Origin of the sequence: Vibrio sp. ES.051, from assembly GCF_002563795.1 — a bacterium.
Classification (GTDB): domain Bacteria; phylum Pseudomonadota; class Gammaproteobacteria; order Enterobacterales; family Vibrionaceae; genus Vibrio.
Map to the genome: position 1 here is coordinate 724,403 of NZ_PDJL01000004.1, position 17,505 is coordinate 741,907.

The 17,505-nt window shown below is 46.7% G+C and carries 18 protein-coding genes; all 18 read left to right on the forward strand.

Features of this window, described 5'->3' with window-relative positions; all coding sequences use genetic code 11:
• Positions 1–28 precede the first annotated feature (28 nt).
• The 18 genes from fliL to ATG66_RS09825 all read left to right on the forward strand — a co-directional run bounded on the left by fliL (position 29) and on the right by ATG66_RS09825 (position 17,494).
• Positions 29–523, forward strand: a complete 495-nt coding sequence (gene fliL, locus ATG66_RS09740; RefSeq protein WP_098415108.1) for a flagellar basal body-associated protein FliL — start codon at positions 29–31, stop codon at positions 521–523.
• Positions 524–530: 7 nt separating this feature from the next.
• The gene (gene fliM, locus ATG66_RS09745; protein WP_098415109.1) at positions 531–1,577 is read left to right on the forward strand and encodes a flagellar motor switch protein FliM; all 1,047 of its coding nucleotides are present in this window, start codon (positions 531–533) and stop codon (positions 1,575–1,577) included.
• A gap of 51 nt (positions 1,578–1,628) precedes the next feature.
• On the forward strand, positions 1,629–2,039 hold the full coding sequence (fliN, locus tag ATG66_RS09750; RefSeq protein WP_098415110.1) for a flagellar motor switch protein FliN: 411 nt from the start codon (positions 1,629–1,631) through the stop codon (positions 2,037–2,039).
• Position 2,040: 1 nt separating this feature from the next.
• Entirely contained in the window at positions 2,041–2,454 is a 414-nt protein-coding gene (gene fliO, locus ATG66_RS09755) for a flagellar biosynthetic protein FliO (RefSeq protein WP_098415111.1), read from the forward strand.
• Complete coding sequence (fliP, locus tag ATG66_RS09760; RefSeq protein WP_098415112.1) at positions 2,441–3,310, forward strand: flagellar type III secretion system pore protein FliP; 870 nt, start codon at positions 2,441–2,443, stop codon at positions 3,308–3,310. The genes fliO and fliP overlap by 14 nt, the downstream gene beginning before the upstream one ends.
• Positions 3,311–3,335: 25 nt before the next feature.
• Positions 3,336–3,605 (forward strand): flagellar biosynthesis protein FliQ, encoded by a 270-nt coding sequence (gene fliQ, locus ATG66_RS09765; RefSeq protein ID WP_098415113.1) that lies wholly within the window; start codon positions 3,336–3,338, stop codon positions 3,603–3,605.
• Between the two features lie 8 nt (positions 3,606–3,613).
• Positions 3,614–4,396, forward strand: a complete 783-nt coding sequence (fliR, locus tag ATG66_RS09770; protein ID WP_098415114.1) for a flagellar biosynthetic protein FliR — start codon at positions 3,614–3,616, stop codon at positions 4,394–4,396.
• A 9-nt stretch (positions 4,397–4,405) separates the two neighbouring features.
• Positions 4,406–5,536, forward strand: a complete 1,131-nt coding sequence (gene flhB / locus ATG66_RS09775; RefSeq protein WP_098415115.1) for a flagellar biosynthesis protein FlhB — start codon at positions 4,406–4,408, stop codon at positions 5,534–5,536.
• 207 nt (positions 5,537–5,743) lie between these two features.
• Positions 5,744–7,843: a flagellar biosynthesis protein FlhA gene (flhA, locus tag ATG66_RS09780; protein WP_098415116.1), complete on the forward strand. Its 2,100-nt coding sequence runs from the start codon at positions 5,744–5,746 to the stop codon at positions 7,841–7,843.
• A 22-nt stretch (positions 7,844–7,865) separates the two neighbouring features.
• A complete protein-coding gene (gene flhF / locus ATG66_RS09785) occupies positions 7,866–9,398 on the forward strand; it encodes a flagellar biosynthesis protein FlhF (protein ID WP_098415117.1) in 1,533 nt (510 codons plus the stop codon).
• A complete protein-coding gene (locus tag ATG66_RS09790) occupies positions 9,395–10,282 on the forward strand; it encodes a MinD/ParA family protein (RefSeq protein ID WP_098415118.1) in 888 nt (295 codons plus the stop codon). Before flhF ends, ATG66_RS09790 begins: the two co-directional genes overlap by 4 nt.
• On the forward strand, positions 10,275–11,009 hold the full coding sequence (locus ATG66_RS09795) for an RNA polymerase sigma factor FliA (RefSeq protein ID WP_098415119.1): 735 nt from the start codon (positions 10,275–10,277) through the stop codon (positions 11,007–11,009). Before ATG66_RS09790 ends, ATG66_RS09795 begins: the two co-directional genes overlap by 8 nt.
• Positions 11,010–11,053: 44 nt before the next feature.
• Positions 11,054–11,422 (forward strand): chemotaxis response regulator CheY, encoded by a 369-nt coding sequence (gene cheY, locus ATG66_RS09800; RefSeq protein ID WP_098415120.1) that lies wholly within the window; start codon positions 11,054–11,056, stop codon positions 11,420–11,422.
• Positions 11,423–11,540: 118 nt separating this feature from the next.
• Complete coding sequence (locus ATG66_RS09805) at positions 11,541–12,281, forward strand: protein phosphatase CheZ (RefSeq protein WP_098415121.1); 741 nt, start codon at positions 11,541–11,543, stop codon at positions 12,279–12,281.
• A gap of 9 nt (positions 12,282–12,290) precedes the next feature.
• The gene (locus ATG66_RS09810; protein WP_098415122.1) at positions 12,291–14,519 is read left to right on the forward strand and encodes a chemotaxis protein CheA; all 2,229 of its coding nucleotides are present in this window, start codon (positions 12,291–12,293) and stop codon (positions 14,517–14,519) included.
• A 29-nt stretch (positions 14,520–14,548) separates the two neighbouring features.
• Positions 14,549–15,649: a protein-glutamate methylesterase/protein-glutamine glutaminase gene (locus tag ATG66_RS09815; protein WP_098415123.1), complete on the forward strand. Its 1,101-nt coding sequence runs from the start codon at positions 14,549–14,551 to the stop codon at positions 15,647–15,649.
• A gap of 8 nt (positions 15,650–15,657) precedes the next feature.
• On the forward strand, positions 15,658–16,437 hold the full coding sequence (locus ATG66_RS09820; RefSeq protein WP_098415124.1) for a ParA family protein: 780 nt from the start codon (positions 15,658–15,660) through the stop codon (positions 16,435–16,437).
• On the forward strand, positions 16,427–17,494 hold the full coding sequence (locus ATG66_RS09825; RefSeq protein ID WP_098415125.1) for a chemotaxis protein CheW: 1,068 nt from the start codon (positions 16,427–16,429) through the stop codon (positions 17,492–17,494). Before ATG66_RS09820 ends, ATG66_RS09825 begins: the two co-directional genes overlap by 11 nt.
• Positions 17,495–17,505: the final 11 nt, after the last annotated feature.

Below are 17,505 nucleotides of genomic sequence, written 5' to 3' on the forward strand. Positions count from 1 at the left end.
GTAACCTCCAGAACAATAAGAGACAATAATGGCAGATGAACAGCCCCAAGGGACCAACGCACCGAAAGGTAAGTTACTCATTATTATTGCTGTAGTAGTGATACTGCTCGGCGGTACTGTTGCGGGAGTCTTTTTAATAGGCTCTGATGAGTCGACTCAAACGAACGTGTCTCAGCAGAGTCAAGCGGCGACCTCGAATGCAGCACCGATCGCTTACGTGAACCTTCCGCAAGCATTTGTTTTCAACGTAACGGGTGACCGTCGCGATAGGCTGGTACAAATCAAAGCTCAGTTGATGGTCCGTGGCGCTGAGAATGAGCAGTTAGCTCGTTACCATTCACCTCTGGTTGAGAGTTCTTTGTTGTCGACGTTTGCCTCTGCAACCGTTGAGCAGCTTCGTTCTCCGACGGGCCGAGTAGAGTTGCGTGATCGCGCTTCTGAGGACATTAAAGCAGCACTTAGCGCTGCGGTTGGTAAACCAGTGATTGAAAAAGTACTGTTTACAGATTTTGTTATTCAATAGGTAAAACGTGACCGATCTATTAAGCCAAGACGAAATTGATGCGCTATTGCATGGGGTTGACGATGTCGATGACGTTGATGAACCAGCAGGAAACGACACAGAAGGTGCCGTCAGTTTCGATTTTTCGTCTCAAGACAGGATTGTACGTGGCAGAATGCCGACGCTCGAGCTTATCAACGAGCGTTTTGCAAGGCATATGCGCATCAGCTTGTTCAATATGCTGCGTAAAACGGCGGAGGTGTCGATAAACGGCGTTCAGATGATGAAATTTGGTGAGTACCAAAACACATTGTACGTTCCCACCAGTCTGAATATGCTGCGTTTTCGCCCACTGAAGGGCACGGCATTGATAACGATGGAAGCGCGGTTGGTATTTATACTGGTAGAAAACTTCTTCGGTGGCGATGGTCGTTTTCATGCCAAAATTGAAGGGCGTGAATTTACCCCAACTGAACGTCGCATTATTCAATTATTACTGAAAATAGTTTTTGAAGATTATAAAGAGGCTTGGTCGCCTGTTATGGGGGTTGAGTTCGAATATCTCGACTCAGAAGTGAACCCTAGTATGGCAAACATCGTTAGCCCAACCGAAGTGATAGTGGTGAGCTCATTCCATATCGAGGTCGATGGCGGTGGTGGTGATTTCCATGTGGTCATGCCGTACTCGATGGTTGAGCCAATCCGCGAACTGCTAGATGCGGGTGTTCAGTCAGACAAAATGGAAACCGACGTTCGTTGGAGCTCCGCGTTGCGTGAAGAGATCATGGATTGTCCGGTCAATTTCCGCGTCAATTTGCTCGAAAAAGATATCTCGCTACGTGATCTGATGGAGTTACAACCAGGTGATATCATCCCAGTTGAAATGCCAGAAAACGCGACGATGTTTGTTGAAGATCTGCCGACCTATCGAGTCAAAATGGGCCGTGCGGAAGACAAATTAGCGGTGCAGATCTCGGAAGAGATTGAGCGGCCACATGTGGTAAAAACAGACTTAGCTTTCTTGGGTAAAGACATCATGTCGGAGCTTGAGAGTGACGACGATACAAACGATTAAGATACCTTATACAGGCTTTGGCAGAAATAAGGCTTAACACAGGATAGAAAAATGGAACCAAGTGACGATCAAAAGCTGGCAGACGAATGGGCAGCCGCTCTCGACGAAGACCCTTCTGCGCCTTCTATTGATGTAGATGAAGTGTTGGCGGCGCCACTGGATGAGTTGAAAGATACTTCAAGTCCCATTACGGACGATGAGCGCCGTAAACTCGATACCATCATGGATATTCCCGTGACGATAGCGATGGAAGTCGGTCGTTCACAAATCAGCATTCGTAATTTACTGCAATTGAACCAAGGTTCGGTTGTTGAGCTGGATCGCCTAGCGGGTGAATCATTGGACGTATTAGTCAACGGAACCTTAATCGCACACGGCGAAGTGGTGGTCGTGAATGATAAGTTTGGTATCCGTTTAACCGATGTGATCAGCCAAACTGAACGCATTAAGAAGCTGCGTTAGTATGAGCGGTTCAATCAAGACACGCATGAAGCAACTCATTGGAGCACTGAGCTTAATGCTGAGTGCTCCTCATGCATTTGCTGCCGCGCCAAGTAATCTCGATCTCGCCACCACTCTAGGGTCTCTTGTGCTCGTTATTGGGGTTATTTTACTGCTTGCTTGGCTGCTTAAACGTATGCAAGGCCCCACGATGGGACAACAAAGAGGCTTACGTATAGTGAGTCAACTCCCTGTCGGCACCAAAGAAAGAATTGCCGTGGTCCAAGTTGGCGAAGAGCAGTTTTTGATCGGGATCACTAGCCAATCGATCCAAGCCTTGGCTAAGTTAGACAAGCCACTAAAAGAGCAAGAGTTGGCAACCAACGCTTTTGCTAATCAATTTAGCCAACTGATTAAAAAACATGAAAAAGGGTAACCTAATTCGCTTGGTCATGAGTACGTTGTTACTTTTGGCTGGCATACTGTTTTCTTCACTTTCGTTTGCCGAGGCAGAGGAGTCATTACTGCCTGATAATTTGGCAGAAGGGAGTAGCGTGACGGTGCAGGCCATGCAAAGCGACACGGGCGCCAGTCGTGCTATGGCGGTCAACAATGGTAGTGGTATTCCTGCTTTCACTATGACCACTAACCCTGATGGCAGCGAAGACTATTCGGTCACGTTACAAATTCTGGCATTAATGACCATGCTTGGCTTCTTGCCAGCAATGGTGATTCTGATGACCTCTTTCACCCGTATCGTCGTGGTGATGTCGATATTGCGTCAAGCGATGGGTTTGCAACAAACGCCTTCGAATCAGGTGATCATTGGTATTGCACTGTTCTTAACTTTCTTTGTCATGTCGCCAGTGCTTAATGAAATCAATGAGCGAGCGGTTCAGCCCTATTTGAATGAGCAAGTGACGGCTCGTGAAGCCTTTGATGCGGCACAAACGCCAATGAAAGCCTTTATGCTCAAGCAGACTCGTATTAAAGATTTGGAGACCTTCGTTAATATGTCTGGCGAGCAGGTGGCTAACCCAGAAGATGTATCAATGGCGGTATTGATTCCGGCATTCATCACCTCAGAATTAAAGACCGCATTCCAAATTGGCTTTATGCTGTTTTTGCCATTTTTGATCATCGACCTTGTGGTTGCATCGGTATTAATGGCCATGGGTATGATGATGTTATCTCCGATGATTGTATCGTTGCCGTTTAAGTTAATGCTGTTCGTACTGGTGGATGGTTGGAACTTAATACTATCCACACTCGCGGGCAGTTTTGCCGTTTAGCGTGGCACAGATAAGAGGATAAGACATGACGCCAGAAATGTTTGTCGAGCTTTTCCGTGATGCACTGTGGATGGTGTTGATCATGGTCTGTGCCATTATCATTCCGAGTTTGCTTATCGGTCTTGTTGTGGCTATTTTTCAGGCCGCTACGTCCATCAACGAACAAACATTAAGCTTTTTACCTCGTTTGATTGTCACTTTATTAGCGCTGATGTTATTTGGTCATTGGATGACACAAATGATGATGGAGTACTTTTACGGCTTAATTGAGCGTCTTCCTCAGGTACTCTACTAGAGGCGCGTATGGAGTATCCTACTAGTGTTGTCTTAGAATGGATTGCAAATTATTTCTGGCCTTACGTTCGTATCTCTTCCATGTTGATGGTGATGACGGTGACCGGCGCGCGCTTTGTTTCGCCGCGTATTCGGCTCTATCTGGGGCTCGCGATTACATTCGCCGTTATGCCAGCCATTCCTGCCGTTCCTCAAGATATTGAGTTGCTCTCATTTCGTGGTTTTATAACCATCGTCGAACAGATGATCATTGGTATCGCGATGGGGATGGTGACCCAATTTATGATTCAGACGTTTGTCTTATTAGGACAGATTCTTGGCATGCAATCGAGTTTGGGCTTCGCATCCATGGTCGATCCGGCTAATGGTCAAAGCACGCCTTTGCTTGGTCAGTTGTTTATGTTCCTGACGACCATGTTTTTTCTCGCGACGGACGGGCACCTCAAAATGTTGCAGCTGGTGGTGTTTAGCTTTAAAACGCTCCCTATTGGTTCTGGTACATTAACGGCGCTGGATTTCCGCGAGATGGCTGGTTGGCTTGGCATCATGTTTAAAACGGCGCTCAGTATGTCGCTATCAGGCATTATTGCGTTACTGACCATCAACTTGTCGTTTGGTGTGATGACACGTGCTGCACCTCAGTTGAATATTTTCTCACTCGGTTTTGCCTTTGCATTGATGGTGGGCTTATTAATTTGTTGGTACATTTTGTCTGGTTTATACAGTCATTATGAGTTGTTCTGGGCAGTGGGTGAGGAGCAGATTTGTCGCCTCATTCGCTTAGATTGCTAGGAGGCTGGTATGGCAGAGTCAGACGGTCAGGAACGCACCGAAGAAGCCACGACCCGACGGTTACAACAAGCCAGAGAAAAGGGACAGGTGGCTCGGTCCAAGGAGCTCGCGTCAGCGTCAGTACTGATTATTGGCGCCATTTCGTTGATGTGGTTTGGTGAGAGCTTATCACGTTCCTTGTTTTCTATTATGAGTCGCTTGTTTGATCTCCAGCGTGACGAAATCTTCGATACGGCTAAGTTATTTGATATCGCAATCGGTGCGATGAGCGAGCTACTTTTGCCTTTATTTCTCATCTTAGCGACGTTATTTACGGCCGCAATGATTGGCGCTGCAGGCGTAGGTGGTATTAGCTTTTCCGCCCAGGCTGCGATGCCTAAACTGTCAAAAATGAACCCACTTAGCGGCCTTAAACGTATGGTGGGTATGCAAAGTTGGGTGGAGCTGATTAAGTCGCTCCTAAAAGTCGTGCTGGTGACTGGTATTGCCATTTATTTGATCCAAGCGTCACAAGCAGACTTGATCCAACTGAGTATGGATGTGTATCCACAAAACATCTTTCATGCGTTAGATATTTTGCTCAACTTTGTCTTATTAATCAGTTGCTCGTTGTTGATTGTGGTGGCTATCGACATTCCATTCCAGATCTGGCAACACGCCGATCAGCTGAAAATGACCAAGCAAGAAGTTAAAGACGAATACAAAGAAACGGAAGGCAAGCCAGAAGTGAAAGGGCGTATTCGTATGTTGCAAAGGGAAGCGGCGCAACGACGTATGATGGCCGACGTACCTGAAGCCGACGTTATTGTTACTAACCCAGAACACTTTTCGGTTGCGCTTCGGTACAAACAGAAAACCGATCGGGCGCCAGTGGTGATCGCCAAAGGTACGGATCATATGGCGATGAAGATCCGGGAAGTAGCCCGTGAGCACGACATTACTATTGTACCCGCGCCACCCCTTGCCCGTGCGCTATACCATACAACAGAATTAGAGCAAGAAATCCCCGATGGTTTGTTCAGTGCCGTTGCACAGATCCTAGCGTTTGTTTTCCAGCTGAAACAGTATCGTAAAAAAGGTGGTCAACGTCCAAAAATTCAAGATTATGACTTACCTATCCCGCCAGAGCATCGTCACTAACTCTTACGCAACCTAGCTAGAGAAAGGCTATTAGAATCAAAGATCTAGTCTTTATTTAGCGTTTAGTCATTATTTTGGCGTTAATTATGGTACATAGATTGCTTAACACGGCTTAATTATCAACAGACCTAAACTTTGGGTCAAAGTGGTCGCGTATACATAATATCAGATAGCGTGACGCTTCAATCGATTGAGATACCTCGCAGTATGAAGTTAAACCTGCCATTTGCAGATAAATTGCCACGAATACCTCTGCGCGCAATGCCAGCCATTGGCGCGCCAGTCATGGTTTTGGCCACCCTTGCTATGGTGGTATTACCAATACCGGCTTTGCTGCTGGATATGTTCTTCACCTTTAATATCGCGTTGTCGATGGTGGTGTTGTTAGTGACCGTTTACACGCGTCGTCCGTTGGACTTCGCGGCATTTCCAACGGTACTGCTGATCGCTACATTGCTGCGTTTGGCATTGAACGTCGCTTCGACACGTGTCGTGTTGCTGCTCGGACATGAAGGCGGCGATGCGGCAGGTAACGTGATTGAAGCTTTTGGTAACGTCGTCATTGGGGGTAACTACGCGGTTGGTTTAGTCGTGTTCCTTATTTTAATGATCATCAACTTTATGGTGGTCACCAAAGGTGCGGGTCGTATCTCTGAGGTGAGTGCTCGCTTTACGCTTGACGCTTTGCCCGGTAAACAAATGGCAATTGATGCAGACTTAAACGCTGGACTAATTGATCAAGAGCAGGCGAGGGTACGTCGCTTTGAAGTAACCAAAGAAGCGGACTTTTACGGCTCAATGGATGGTGCCTCTAAGTTCGTAAAAGGTGACGCGATTGCCGGTATTTTAATTCTGTTTATCAACATTATCGGTGGCCTTGCTATCGGGATGGCGCAGTACGGGTTAGGTTTTGGTGAAGCCATTGAAATCTATACCTTGTTGACCATTGGTGATGGTTTGGTGGCGCAAATCCCGTCGCTCTTACTTTCTATTGCAGCGGCAATGATGGTTACGCGCCAAAATACCGATGAAGACATGGGCGAACAATTGGTTTTCCAACTGTTCGATAACCCTAAAGCGTTGATGATCACGGCCGCGATTCTTGGCGTGATGGGGATTGTGCCAGGTATGCCACATTTCGCCTTTTTGACGCTGGCGGTGGCAGCAGGCACCGGCGCGTACTTGATCGACAAACGTCAAAAACAGAAAGTAAAAGACCTTGCTCTACCCGCGAAAGACGAGGAAGGGAGTGAGCCTTCATCACAGCGTGAGCTGTCTTGGGACGATGTTCAGCCCGTTGATATTATCGGGTTAGAAGTTGGTTACCGTTTGATTCCCTTAGTTGACCGAGACCAAGGCGGTGAATTGCTGGAACGGGTGAAAGGGGTGCGTAAGAAGCTCTCGCAAGACTTTGGATTTCTAATTCCAGCGGTACACATTCGCGACAATCTTGAGCTTACGCCAAACAGTTACCGAATTACCCTGATGGGAGTGGCCGTCGGTGAGGCGGAAATTCGTCCTGATCAAGAGTTGGCGATCAACCCAGGTCAGGTCTATGGCATGATTGAAGGTGAGCCGACCATCGACCCCGCATTTGGGCTGGAAGCCGTTTGGATTCGTGAGGATCAGCGCGAGCATGCGCAAGCGTTAGGCTATACGGTTGTGGACTCATCCACAGTATTAGCGACGCATCTTAGCCAACAGTTAACGAACAATGCTTCTCAATTGCTTGGTCATGAAGAAGTTGAGAATTTATTGGAAATGTTAGGCCGCAGTACACCTAAGTTGGTTGAAAATTTTGTGCCTGATCAGTTGGCATTAGGTGTCGTAGTGAAAGTTCTGCAAAACTTGTTAAACGAAGCCATACCGATTCGTGACATTCGCACGATTGTGCAAACTTTGGCTGAGTATTCCAGTAAGAGTCAAGAACCTGACATATTAACGGCGGCGGCTCGAATTAGTCTAAAACGTCTAATTGTTCAGGAAATCAATGGGATAGAGCCGGAGTTGCCAGTGATTACCCTGATACCTGAGCTGGAACAAATATTGCATCAAACAATGCAAGCTTCAGGAGGCGAATCTGCTGGGATTGAACCGGGACTCGCTGAACGATTGCAGTCTTCACTAAGCCAAGCGACGCAAGAGCAAGAGTTAAATGGCGAACCTGCGGTTCTGCTGACGTCGGGTGTATTACGTTCGACGTTAGCGAAGTTTGTGAAGAACACAATACCTAATCTCCGGGTGCTGTCTTATCAAGAAATTCCGGATGAAAAACAGATCAGAATTGTGCAAGCCGTGGGTAACTGATCTCAATTAATGGATTCATAGTTTGAAAATAAAGCGATTTTTTGCCAAAGACATGCGAGCGGCGTTGCTCCAAGTGAAAGAGGAGCTAGGCGCGGAAGCGGTGATCATGTCAAACAAGAAAGTGGCTGGGGGCGTAGCAATTGTCGCAGCAATAGATAGCGAATCTAACGCGCCTTCCACGAATGCCACGTCGCAATCGAATCGTGGTGCTCCTCAATCGAATCGCTATAACGAACATCGTCAAATGTCATCGTCGTCTGCCGACCGTTTTCGAGACCGCAATTTAGATAACGACAAAATTAGCCTGAATAATCACAGTAACAACGAAAAATCAGGCTCAATGACTAAGCGATTTGCCAATATGCTCAAGCAATATAGCAGCGGAGCAGCAGATTCTGATGAGCATACTGCGGAAAACGAAGATTCGTTGTCAGCTTTATTGCAGCGTCAGAACCAGCATCGCGATGGTTACAATCAAGAAAAGCCTGCGCCATATCAACCCGATTCCCCGTTGGCGAAGCTCATTGCACAAGACAATCGATTTGAACGTCCAACGCCGAAGCTAGACCCGACGCGTTATGACCGCCGTCGACCTGCTGATGAACGAGAAGAATCGGCGGATGAGCTTGAAAGCATGCGTGAAGAGATGATGTCAATTCGCCGTCTGTTGGAACACCAAGTCTCAGGCCTCATGTGGCAAGAAGTGGAACGCCGTGAGCCGCTAAGAGCGATGCTAATCAAGCGTTTAGAACGAATGGGGGTTTCTCCAGAACTCGCCGATCAAATGGCGTGTTACATTCCTGAAGATACGCAACCAGCACGAGCGTGGAAGGCACTTCTGTCCCTTGTGGCAGATCAAATCACGATTCCTAAAAAGGATATTTTAAAGCGTGGTGGTGTGGTTGCCCTGTTAGGCCCAACAGGTGTCGGAAAAACAACGACAGTGGCTAAGCTCGCAGCACGCGCCGCCATGGAATATGGTGCCGATAATGTGGCGCTTGTTACCACTGATACATATCGTATCGGTGCACATGAACAGCTCTCAATTTATGGAAGAATCATGGGTTGTCCCGTAAGAGTTGCTAAAGATTCTAACGAGTTAGCCGATGTTATATATCAGCTAAGAAACAGAAGACTGATTTTGGTCGATACGGCAGGGATGGGTCAGCGAGATGTGCGGCTTTCCGAACAGCTCGATACCCTGATGCAAGAAAGCGGAGAAGTCATTCACAGCTATCTCGTTTTGCCAGCAACCGCACAACGTCGAGTTCTACAAGAAACGCTGGATCACTTCCGACGCATTCCGCTGTCGGGTTGTATTATGACCAAACTTGATGAGTCATTGAGTCTAGGCGAATTCATCAGTGTAGTGATTCAAAACGCGATGCCAGTGGCTTACATTGCTAATGGTCAGCGCGTGCCAGAAGACATTGTGATAGCGCAACCAAAATATATGCTTGCGAAAGCAAATGAACTGTTAGAAAAGTCGACAGAGAACGAACCTCACTTTTGGAACAGCGACAGTGAAGGATTCGAAGGCGGCGGACTACTATGACTGAGAATATGATACACGATCAAGCAAGCGGCCTCCGTCGCTTAACACAACCATCATTGACCAAAGTGATTGCTGTTACTGGCGGCAAAGGTGGTGTGGGGAAATCAAACGTAACACTGGGTCTGGCAATTTGTATGGCTCGTCAAGGCAAGAAGGTGATGGTTCTTGACGCTGACTTAGGTCTGGCCAATGTAGACGTAATGCTCGGGATCCGCTCAAAACGTAACCTAGGACATGTTCTAGCTGGTGAGTGTGAGCTAAAAGATGCGATTGTGGAAGGCCCTTATGGTGTCAAGATAATCCCTGCAACTTCTGGCACACAAAGTATGACTGAGCTTTCACATGCTCAACATGCTGGGCTCATCCGAGCATTTGGTGGTCTTGAAGAAGAAATTGACGTCCTGCTGATTGATACGGCTGCGGGCATTTCTGACATGGTGATTAGCTTTTCGCGTGCAGCTCAAGATGTGGTTGTTGTGGTTTGTGATGAGCCGACATCCATCACTGATGCATACGCATTAATTAAGCTACTCAGCAAAGAACATCAAGTTCAACGCTTTAAAGTTGTCGCAAATATGGTTAGAAGCTACCGTGAAGGACGAGAATTGTTTGCAAAGTTGACGCTAGTCACAGAGCGATTCTTGAATGTAAGCATTGAGCTCGTCGCATGTATTCCATTAGATGATAAAGTACGTCAGGCTGTAAAAAGACAAAAAATTGTTGTTGATGCGTTTCCACGCTCACCTGCTGCTTTAGCTATCAGCTCACTAGCAAATAAAGCGTTAACGTGGCCACTACCGAAAACACCCAGTGGACACTTGGAGTTTTTTGTGGAAAGGTTGCTAAATCGAACCGAATTCGCAGAGGACCCTTTTGGTGAATAAAGCGATCACCTATGACCAGCATGGCAGATTTAAGAGCCAGCAAGCGTTTATAGAACGCTATTCAGTGTTGGTTAAGCGCATTGCTCATCACCTATTAGGCCGCTTACCACCAAGTGTCCAGGTAGAGGATTTAATTCAGGCCGGCATGATAGGTCTTATCGAAGCTCAGCAGAATTATGATGGTTCTAAAGGTGCAAGCTTTGAAACTTATGCTGGTATTCGTATTCGCGGAGCCATGTTAGATGACATGCGCAAAGGCGATTGGGTACCACGTTCTGTTCATAAAAATAATCGAGAGATCAACCAAGCGGTTGCGGAGCTAGAAGGTGAACTAAATCGCGATCCGACTGATTCTGAAATAGCAGCGCATCTCGAGATGACACTAGATCAATATCATAGTGCACTAACCGATATAAACTGCTCGAAATTAGTAGGAATTGAGGATTTAGGCGTTTCTGATGATGTGATTTCACCTGCTGATGAAACTGATGAGAGCAATCCATTCAAACGGGTTGCTGATGAATCCTTTCGAAACGCATTGGTTGAATCGATCAAACAGCTTCCAGAGCGTGAAGCGTTGGTGCTTTCGCTTTATTATAACGAAGAACTCAATTTGAAAGAAATTGGCGATGTATTAGGCGTAAGCGAATCTCGCGTAAGTCAAATACTGAGTCAATCGATGCAACGTTTACGCACCAAGCTCAGTGCGTGGACACAAAATGACTAAAAACACTGATTTACGATTCAGTGGAGGCAATTTTGAATAAAAATATGAAGATCCTTATTGTTGATGACTTCTCAACAATGCGCCGTATTGTTAAAAATCTGTTGCGTGACTTGGGGTTTAATAACACTCAAGAAGCGGACGATGGTTTAACTGCATTACCCATGCTGAAAAAAGGTGACTTCGATTTTGTTGTAACTGATTGGAACATGCCTGGTATGCAAGGCATCGATTTGCTTAGACACATTCGAGCGGATGCTGAATTGAAGCATCTGCCAGTTCTTATGATCACAGCTGAAGCGAAGCGTGAGCAGATCATTGAAGCTGCTCAAGCAGGGGTAAATGGCTACATTGTTAAGCCATTCACTGCTGCAACACTAAAAGAAAAATTAGATAAAATTTTCGAACGTTTATAACTCTCTCTTTGCCTTTGTTATTCAAGTCATTCGTACCAATTGTTAAATGCCTGTTAAATGACTTGTTTAGCGTTTTCAAAGTGATAATAAGAATTAAACGTAAAAGGGTCTATTCAAAATGATCTCACTAGAGCAGGCGAAATTGCTCGTTCAAATGCTAGAAAGCGGCGAGCAAGACCAAGCCAATATGCTTGTTGCCTCGATTTATGAAGGTACTGAGAACCCAATGCTGCAAGAAATTGGGTCGTTAACTCGAGACCTTCACGATTCACTCAAGCAGTTTAGCTTCGATCAACGCATGACCGAAATTGCGCAAGATGAAATTCCGAGTGCAAGGGACCGACTGAACTACGTGATCGAAAAAACAGAGCTGGCAGCAAACAAAACGATGGATGCGGTGGACTGCTGCCTTCCCATCGCCGACAACCTAAATGATTGCCTTCAACAAGTTCGTCCTCAATGGAATGAACTTATGCATGGGCGCATCGAATTAAGCGAGTTCAAAGCGCTTTGTCATCGTATCGATGAGCTGCTGGTTCAAGTCGAAGGTGACAGTACCGAGTTGCGCGGTCAGCTGACTGAAATTCTCATGGCGCAAGATTTCCAAGACTTAACGGGTCAAATTATTCGTCGCGTAATCACGTTGGTGAACGAAGTTGAAGGCCGTTTAGTGGAAATTCTCACCGTGTTTTCCGGCAATAAACCTGAAGTTCAGGTTCAAGTTTTGTCAGAACCGGCAGATAAAAAGAATAAACAAACAAGCGAAGTTGAAGGCCCTATTCTTCATCCAGAACTAAGAGAAGATGCGGTTTCATCGCAGGACGAAGTCGATGACTTGTTGTCCAGTCTTGGATTTTAAAGGTAACGTATGAGCTACGATTTAGACGAAGATATTCTTCAGGACTTTCTCATTGAGGCTGGGGAAATTCTGGAACTGCTATCTGAGCAGTTGGTTGAATTGGAAAACAACCCAGAAGATAAAGACTTACTTAATGCCATTTTTCGCGGTTTCCATACCGTAAAAGGTGGGGCTGGCTTCCTTTCTTTGGCTGAGCTGGTAGATACCTGCCACGGCGCAGAGAACGTGTTTGACGTATTGCGAAATGGTCAACGCACGGTGACGCAAAGCCTAATGGATACGATGTTGAGGGCTTTGGATACAGTAAACACTCAGTTCCGAGCCGTGCAAGATCATGAACCATTACAAGCTGCGGATCCGGCACTTCTTGAAGAACTTCACCGTCTATGTAAACCAGAATCTAAAGATGAAGTGGTTGAAACACTCACAGAAGAATCTGTCGTTGCTCCAGAAGCGGTCACCGAAGAGCCAGCAGCCCCAGTAGCAGACTCAAGTGTCGGTTCTGTTGATGAAATTACCCAAGACGAATTTGAAAAGCTACTGGATGAGCTGCATGGTAAAGGCTCAGCGCCAAGCGCGATACCACCTGCTTCTGTTGCGGCGTCAGAACCAGAACAATCAAGTGCACTCGAAAGTGATGATATCACCGACGACGAATTTGAGCGTCTTTTAGATGAACTGCATGGCGCAGGTAACAGCCCATCGACTGCTGAATCTTCTGCGGCAGAAGAAATGCCTAAATCGCCACAGGCGGCGAGCTCAACACCCGCTTCAACGCCGGCATCATCCTCAAGCACTGACAGCGACTTAATGACGGACGAAGAGTTCGAGAAGTTGCTGGATGAACTGCATGGCTCAGGGAAAGGCCCAACGCTTGAAGAGCTTGATATGGCAACTAAACCAGCATCAACCAATGTCGAGTCAGAAGAGATCATCCCTGAACCTGTTGCTAAGCCAGAACCGGCAATGGCTGCAGAGCCAGCAACAAAAACAGAATCTAAACCTGTCGCTGTGAAAGAAGAAGCGAAGGCATCGGCGCCAGTCGTTAAAAAGCCTCAAGCTGAAGCGACAGTGCGTGTTGACACTTCCACGCTCGATACCATCATGAACATGGTTGGTGAGCTTGTGTTAGTGCGTAACCGCTTGCTAAGCCTTGGCTTAAACAGCAACGACGAAGAAATGTCAAAAGCGGTGTCCAACCTCGATGTGGTTACGGCCGATCTACAGGGCGCGGTAATGAAAACGCGCATGCAGCCAATCAAGAAAGTATTTGGTCGTTTCCCACGTGTTGTTCGTGATTTAGCGCGCAACCTAAATAAAGACATCGTGCTAGAAATGCGTGGTGAAGAAACCGATCTCGATAAAAACCTTGTTGAAGCGCTTGCCGACCCGTTGATCCACCTAGTGCGTAACTCTGTTGACCACGGTATTGAAATGCCGGATGACCGAGTGAAAGCAGGGAAATCGCGAACGGGTAAAGTACTTCTTTCTGCTTCTCAAGAAGGCGATCATATTGAACTTGCTATCATTGACGATGGCGGCGGTATGGACTCGAACAAACTTCGCGCAATCGCAGTGAAACGCGGCATGATGGATGAAGATGCTGCTGCGCGTTTGACAGACAAAGAGTGTTTTAACCTGATCTTCGCCCCTGGTTTCTCAAGCAAAGATAAGATTTCTGACATCTCTGGCCGTGGTGTGGGCATGGATGTGGTGAAAACGGCGATCAACACCCTCAATGGTTCAATCGATATCGATTCTGAACTTGGTAAGGGCACCAAGATCATCATCAAAGTGCCACTGACATTAGCTATCTTACCGACGTTAATGGTTGGTGTGGGTGGACACCCGTTTGCTCTGCCATTGGCATCGGTCAGTGAAATCTTCCATTTGGACTTAAGCCGCACTAACGTAGTGGATGGTCAACTTACTATTATCGTTCGTGATAAATCTATCCCATTGTTCTACTTGCAAAATTGGTTAACGGTAAAGTCACCACGAATAGAAGAGCGCATCGGTCATGGTCATGTGGTGATTGTTCAGCTTGGTAGCCAACGTGTTGGTTTTGTTGTGGATACGCTGATTGGTCAAGAAGAAGTGGTCATTAAACCGCTCGATAACTTATTGCAAGGCACGCCGGGTATGGCTGGCGCGACGATCACCAGTGATGGTCACATCGCATTGATTCTTGATGTGCCTGATTTACTTAAGCAATACGCTGCGGCTTCACGCCTCTAGGCTAAGCTGACGTTATTAAAAGGAATAAAATGGCGATTAAAGTACTAGTCGTTGATGATTCGAGTTTTTTCCGTCGTCGTGTTAGTGAAATCATCAACTCAGAATCGCGCCTAGAGGTGATTGACGTTGCAGTGAACGGTAGAGAGGCGGTAGAAAAAGCCCAATCTCTTAAGCCTGACGTCATCACCATGGATATTGAAATGCCAGTGATGGATGGCATTACAGCTGTGCGTGAAATCATGGCTGCAGCACCAACGCCAATCCTGATGTTTTCATCCCTTACTCATGATGGCGCGAAAGCAACACTTGACGCGTTAGATGCGGGTGCTTTGGATTTCTTACCGAAAAAATTTGAAGATATCGCGCGTAATCGTGAAGAAGCGGTATCACTGCTCCAACAACGAGTGATTCAGATTGCCTCTAAGCGTACTTTTATGCATCGGCCAATCGCTCGTCCTGCAGCAAGTCCCAGTACTGCTCCGCGCTCGTTAGGTGCAAGAGCAGCTTCAGCACCAACTCGATCTGCAGTGACCAAGTTCCGTGCTTCTGGTAAGAAATATCAGCTTACAGCGATCGGGACATCAACGGGCGGACCTGTCGCACTACAAAAGATTTTGACGATTATGCCAACGAACTATCCTCATCCGATCGTGTTAATCCAGCATATGCCAGCAACGTTTACAGCCGCATTTGCTAGTCGTTTGAATACGTTATGTAGAATTCAAGTCAAAGAAGCGCAAGATGGTGATGTATTGCAACCGGGCGTTGCGTATCTAGCACCTGGTGGTAAGCAGATGATGGTAGATGGTCGGCCTGGCGCAGCACGTTTGCGCATTATTGATGGCGGTGACCGGATGAACTATAAACCTTGTGTCGATGTGACGTTTGGGTCTGCCGCGAAAGTATATGGCGATAAAGTACTGTCTTTAGTGCTGACAGGCATGGGGGCTGACGGTCGCGAAGGGGCTCGGATGTTAAAATCTGCAGGTTCCACCATCTGGGCACAAGATGAACAGAGCTGCGTTGTTTACGGCATGCCACAAGCGGTTGCGAAAGCGGGCATCTCTTCCGAAGATTTACCTCTCGACCGTATTGCTGACCGCATGCTGGTGGAAGTTGGCCTAGCGTAGGATTCATAATGATTGTTTGGAGTGTAGCTAACCAGAAAGGTGGCGTGGGTAAAACCACCTCAACAGTGACATTAGCAGGCTTGCTAAGTCAAAAGGGGTATCGTGTGTTGATGGTGGATACCGACCCGCATGCTTCATTGACCACTTACCTTGGTTATGACCCGGATGCAGTAACGACAAGTTTGTTCGACCTGTTCCAACTTAAGATGTTCTCACGTGAAACGGTGAAGCCGTTGATTTTGGGAACGAAGCTGGAAGAAATGGATATCATTCCGGCACATATGTCGCTTGCGACGCTTGACCGTGTAATGGGTAACCGCAGTGGCATGGGGTTGATTTTAAAACGAGCGCTACAAGCGGTTGCGCAAGACTACGACTATGTACTGATTGATTGCCCACCGATTCTCGGTGTGATGATGGTGAATGCACTGGCGGCCAGCGACCGAATTTTAATTCCGGTCCAAACCGAGTTTTTGGCGATGAAAGGGCTTGAACGCATGATGCGTACGTTAACCATCATGCATAAGTCTCGTTCGAGTGGTTTTAAAGTTACCATCGTACCAACGATGTATGATAAGCGTACCAAAGCTTCTTTACAGACATTAATGCAGCTAAAGCAAGATTATCCAAATCAGGTGTGGACATCGGCAGTACCGATTGATACCAAGTTCCGTGATGCCAGTTTAAAAAACTTACCAGCTTCGCACTTTGCCTCAGGCAGTCGTGGTGTGTTTGCCTATAAGCAACTGCTGATTTATTTGGAGAGGCTAGCGTTTGATGAGCAGTAACGACGTGCTTTCCAGTGAGCAAGCGCTTGATGACTACTTTAGCGCATTACTGGGCGAAGAAGTTGAGGTGGCTGATCTTGAAGAAGATCTTGACTTACTGGCTCAAGAGTTATCCTCTGCAGAGCCAGAGCCAGAGCCAGAGCCAGAGCCAGAGCCAGAGCCAGAGCCAGAGCCAGAGCCAGAGCCAGAATTACAGTTGCAATATTCTGAACCGGACACTTATCCATTCCGAGACACTTATTCACCAGAGATAGAAGCGCCTAATCTGGAAGATGTCCAAAGACTATTGAGTCAGCTTGAGGCGAGCAACCCAGTGGCCGAGTTAGACATTGACAGTATTCTGGAACAAAACACCATCGATATTGCCGAAAAAGTAAAATTGGTGGAGCCAGAGGTGCCGGTTTCTACCTCAGAGGCGCAACAACACGAAAAAATGAAAGAAATACAAGACTGGGTAATTGAAGCGCCAGTTTTGGAGGAGCGTCAATCAGCATGCGTTGATACTCAGGGTATGATTGAGCAAGATAACAACGTTGCATTAAAGGGTGATCCAGAGGTTGATAAGCCAATGGATGCCGAGGTATCGAACCCGTGGGAAAGTACACAGCGAAGTAAAGATTTTCAAGTTCTCTATTTTGATGTGAACAACGTAACGTTTGCAGTGCCACTTGATGAACTAGGTGGTATTCATCGAATGACGGAACTGAACCATTTGATTGGTAAACCCGCTTGGTATCTTGGGCTACAGAGCAATCGCGAGCAACAATTTGATGTTGTCGATACCGCTAAATGGGTGATGGCAGATAAGCTTCGCGATGACGATTACAAAGATAATTACCAATATGTCGTTATGCTTGGAGATAGCATGTGGGGGTTAGCCAGCAACCAGTTAATGGGGACGGAAACTCTCAATATCGACAAAGTTCGCTGGCGTGAACAGGCGGGGAAGCGCCCTTGGCTAGCGGGCATGGTAAAAGAAAAAATGTGTGCTTTAATTCATGTCCAAGCACTCATTAACATGCTAAACGCCGGTTTAGATGTAAAATCAATGAATTAGATTTAAGTCGG

Bases quoted from the DNA above. Each gene is read 5' to 3' on its own strand.
- fliO (WP_098415111.1), top strand. From the start codon at position 2,041: ATGAGCGGTTCAATCAAGACACGCATGAAGCAACTCATTGGAGCACTG.
- flhA (WP_098415116.1), top strand. From the start codon at position 5,744: ATGAAGTTAAACCTGCCATTTGCAGATAAATTGCCACGAATACCTCTG.
- fliP (WP_098415112.1), top strand. From the start codon at position 2,441: ATGAAAAAGGGTAACCTAATTCGCTTGGTCATGAGTACGTTGTTACTT.
- fliL (WP_098415108.1), top strand. From the start codon at position 29: ATGGCAGATGAACAGCCCCAAGGGACCAACGCACCGAAAGGTAAGTTA.
- fliQ (WP_098415113.1), top strand. From the start codon at position 3,336: ATGACGCCAGAAATGTTTGTCGAGCTTTTCCGTGATGCACTGTGGATG.
- fliN (WP_098415110.1), top strand. From the start codon at position 1,629: ATGGAACCAAGTGACGATCAAAAGCTGGCAGACGAATGGGCAGCCGCT.
- ATG66_RS09820 (WP_098415124.1), top strand. From the start codon at position 15,658: ATGATTGTTTGGAGTGTAGCTAACCAGAAAGGTGGCGTGGGTAAAACC.
- ATG66_RS09815 (WP_098415123.1), top strand. From the start codon at position 14,549: ATGGCGATTAAAGTACTAGTCGTTGATGATTCGAGTTTTTTCCGTCGT.
- ATG66_RS09790 (WP_098415118.1), top strand. From the start codon at position 9,395: ATGACTGAGAATATGATACACGATCAAGCAAGCGGCCTCCGTCGCTTA.
- flhB (WP_098415115.1), top strand. From the start codon at position 4,406: ATGGCAGAGTCAGACGGTCAGGAACGCACCGAAGAAGCCACGACCCGA.
- ATG66_RS09825 (WP_098415125.1), top strand. From the start codon at position 16,427: ATGAGCAGTAACGACGTGCTTTCCAGTGAGCAAGCGCTTGATGACTAC.
- fliR (WP_098415114.1), top strand. From the start codon at position 3,614: ATGGAGTATCCTACTAGTGTTGTCTTAGAATGGATTGCAAATTATTTC.
- cheY (WP_098415120.1), top strand. From the start codon at position 11,054: ATGAAGATCCTTATTGTTGATGACTTCTCAACAATGCGCCGTATTGTT.
- ATG66_RS09805 (WP_098415121.1), top strand. From the start codon at position 11,541: ATGATCTCACTAGAGCAGGCGAAATTGCTCGTTCAAATGCTAGAAAGC.
- ATG66_RS09810 (WP_098415122.1), top strand. From the start codon at position 12,291: ATGAGCTACGATTTAGACGAAGATATTCTTCAGGACTTTCTCATTGAG.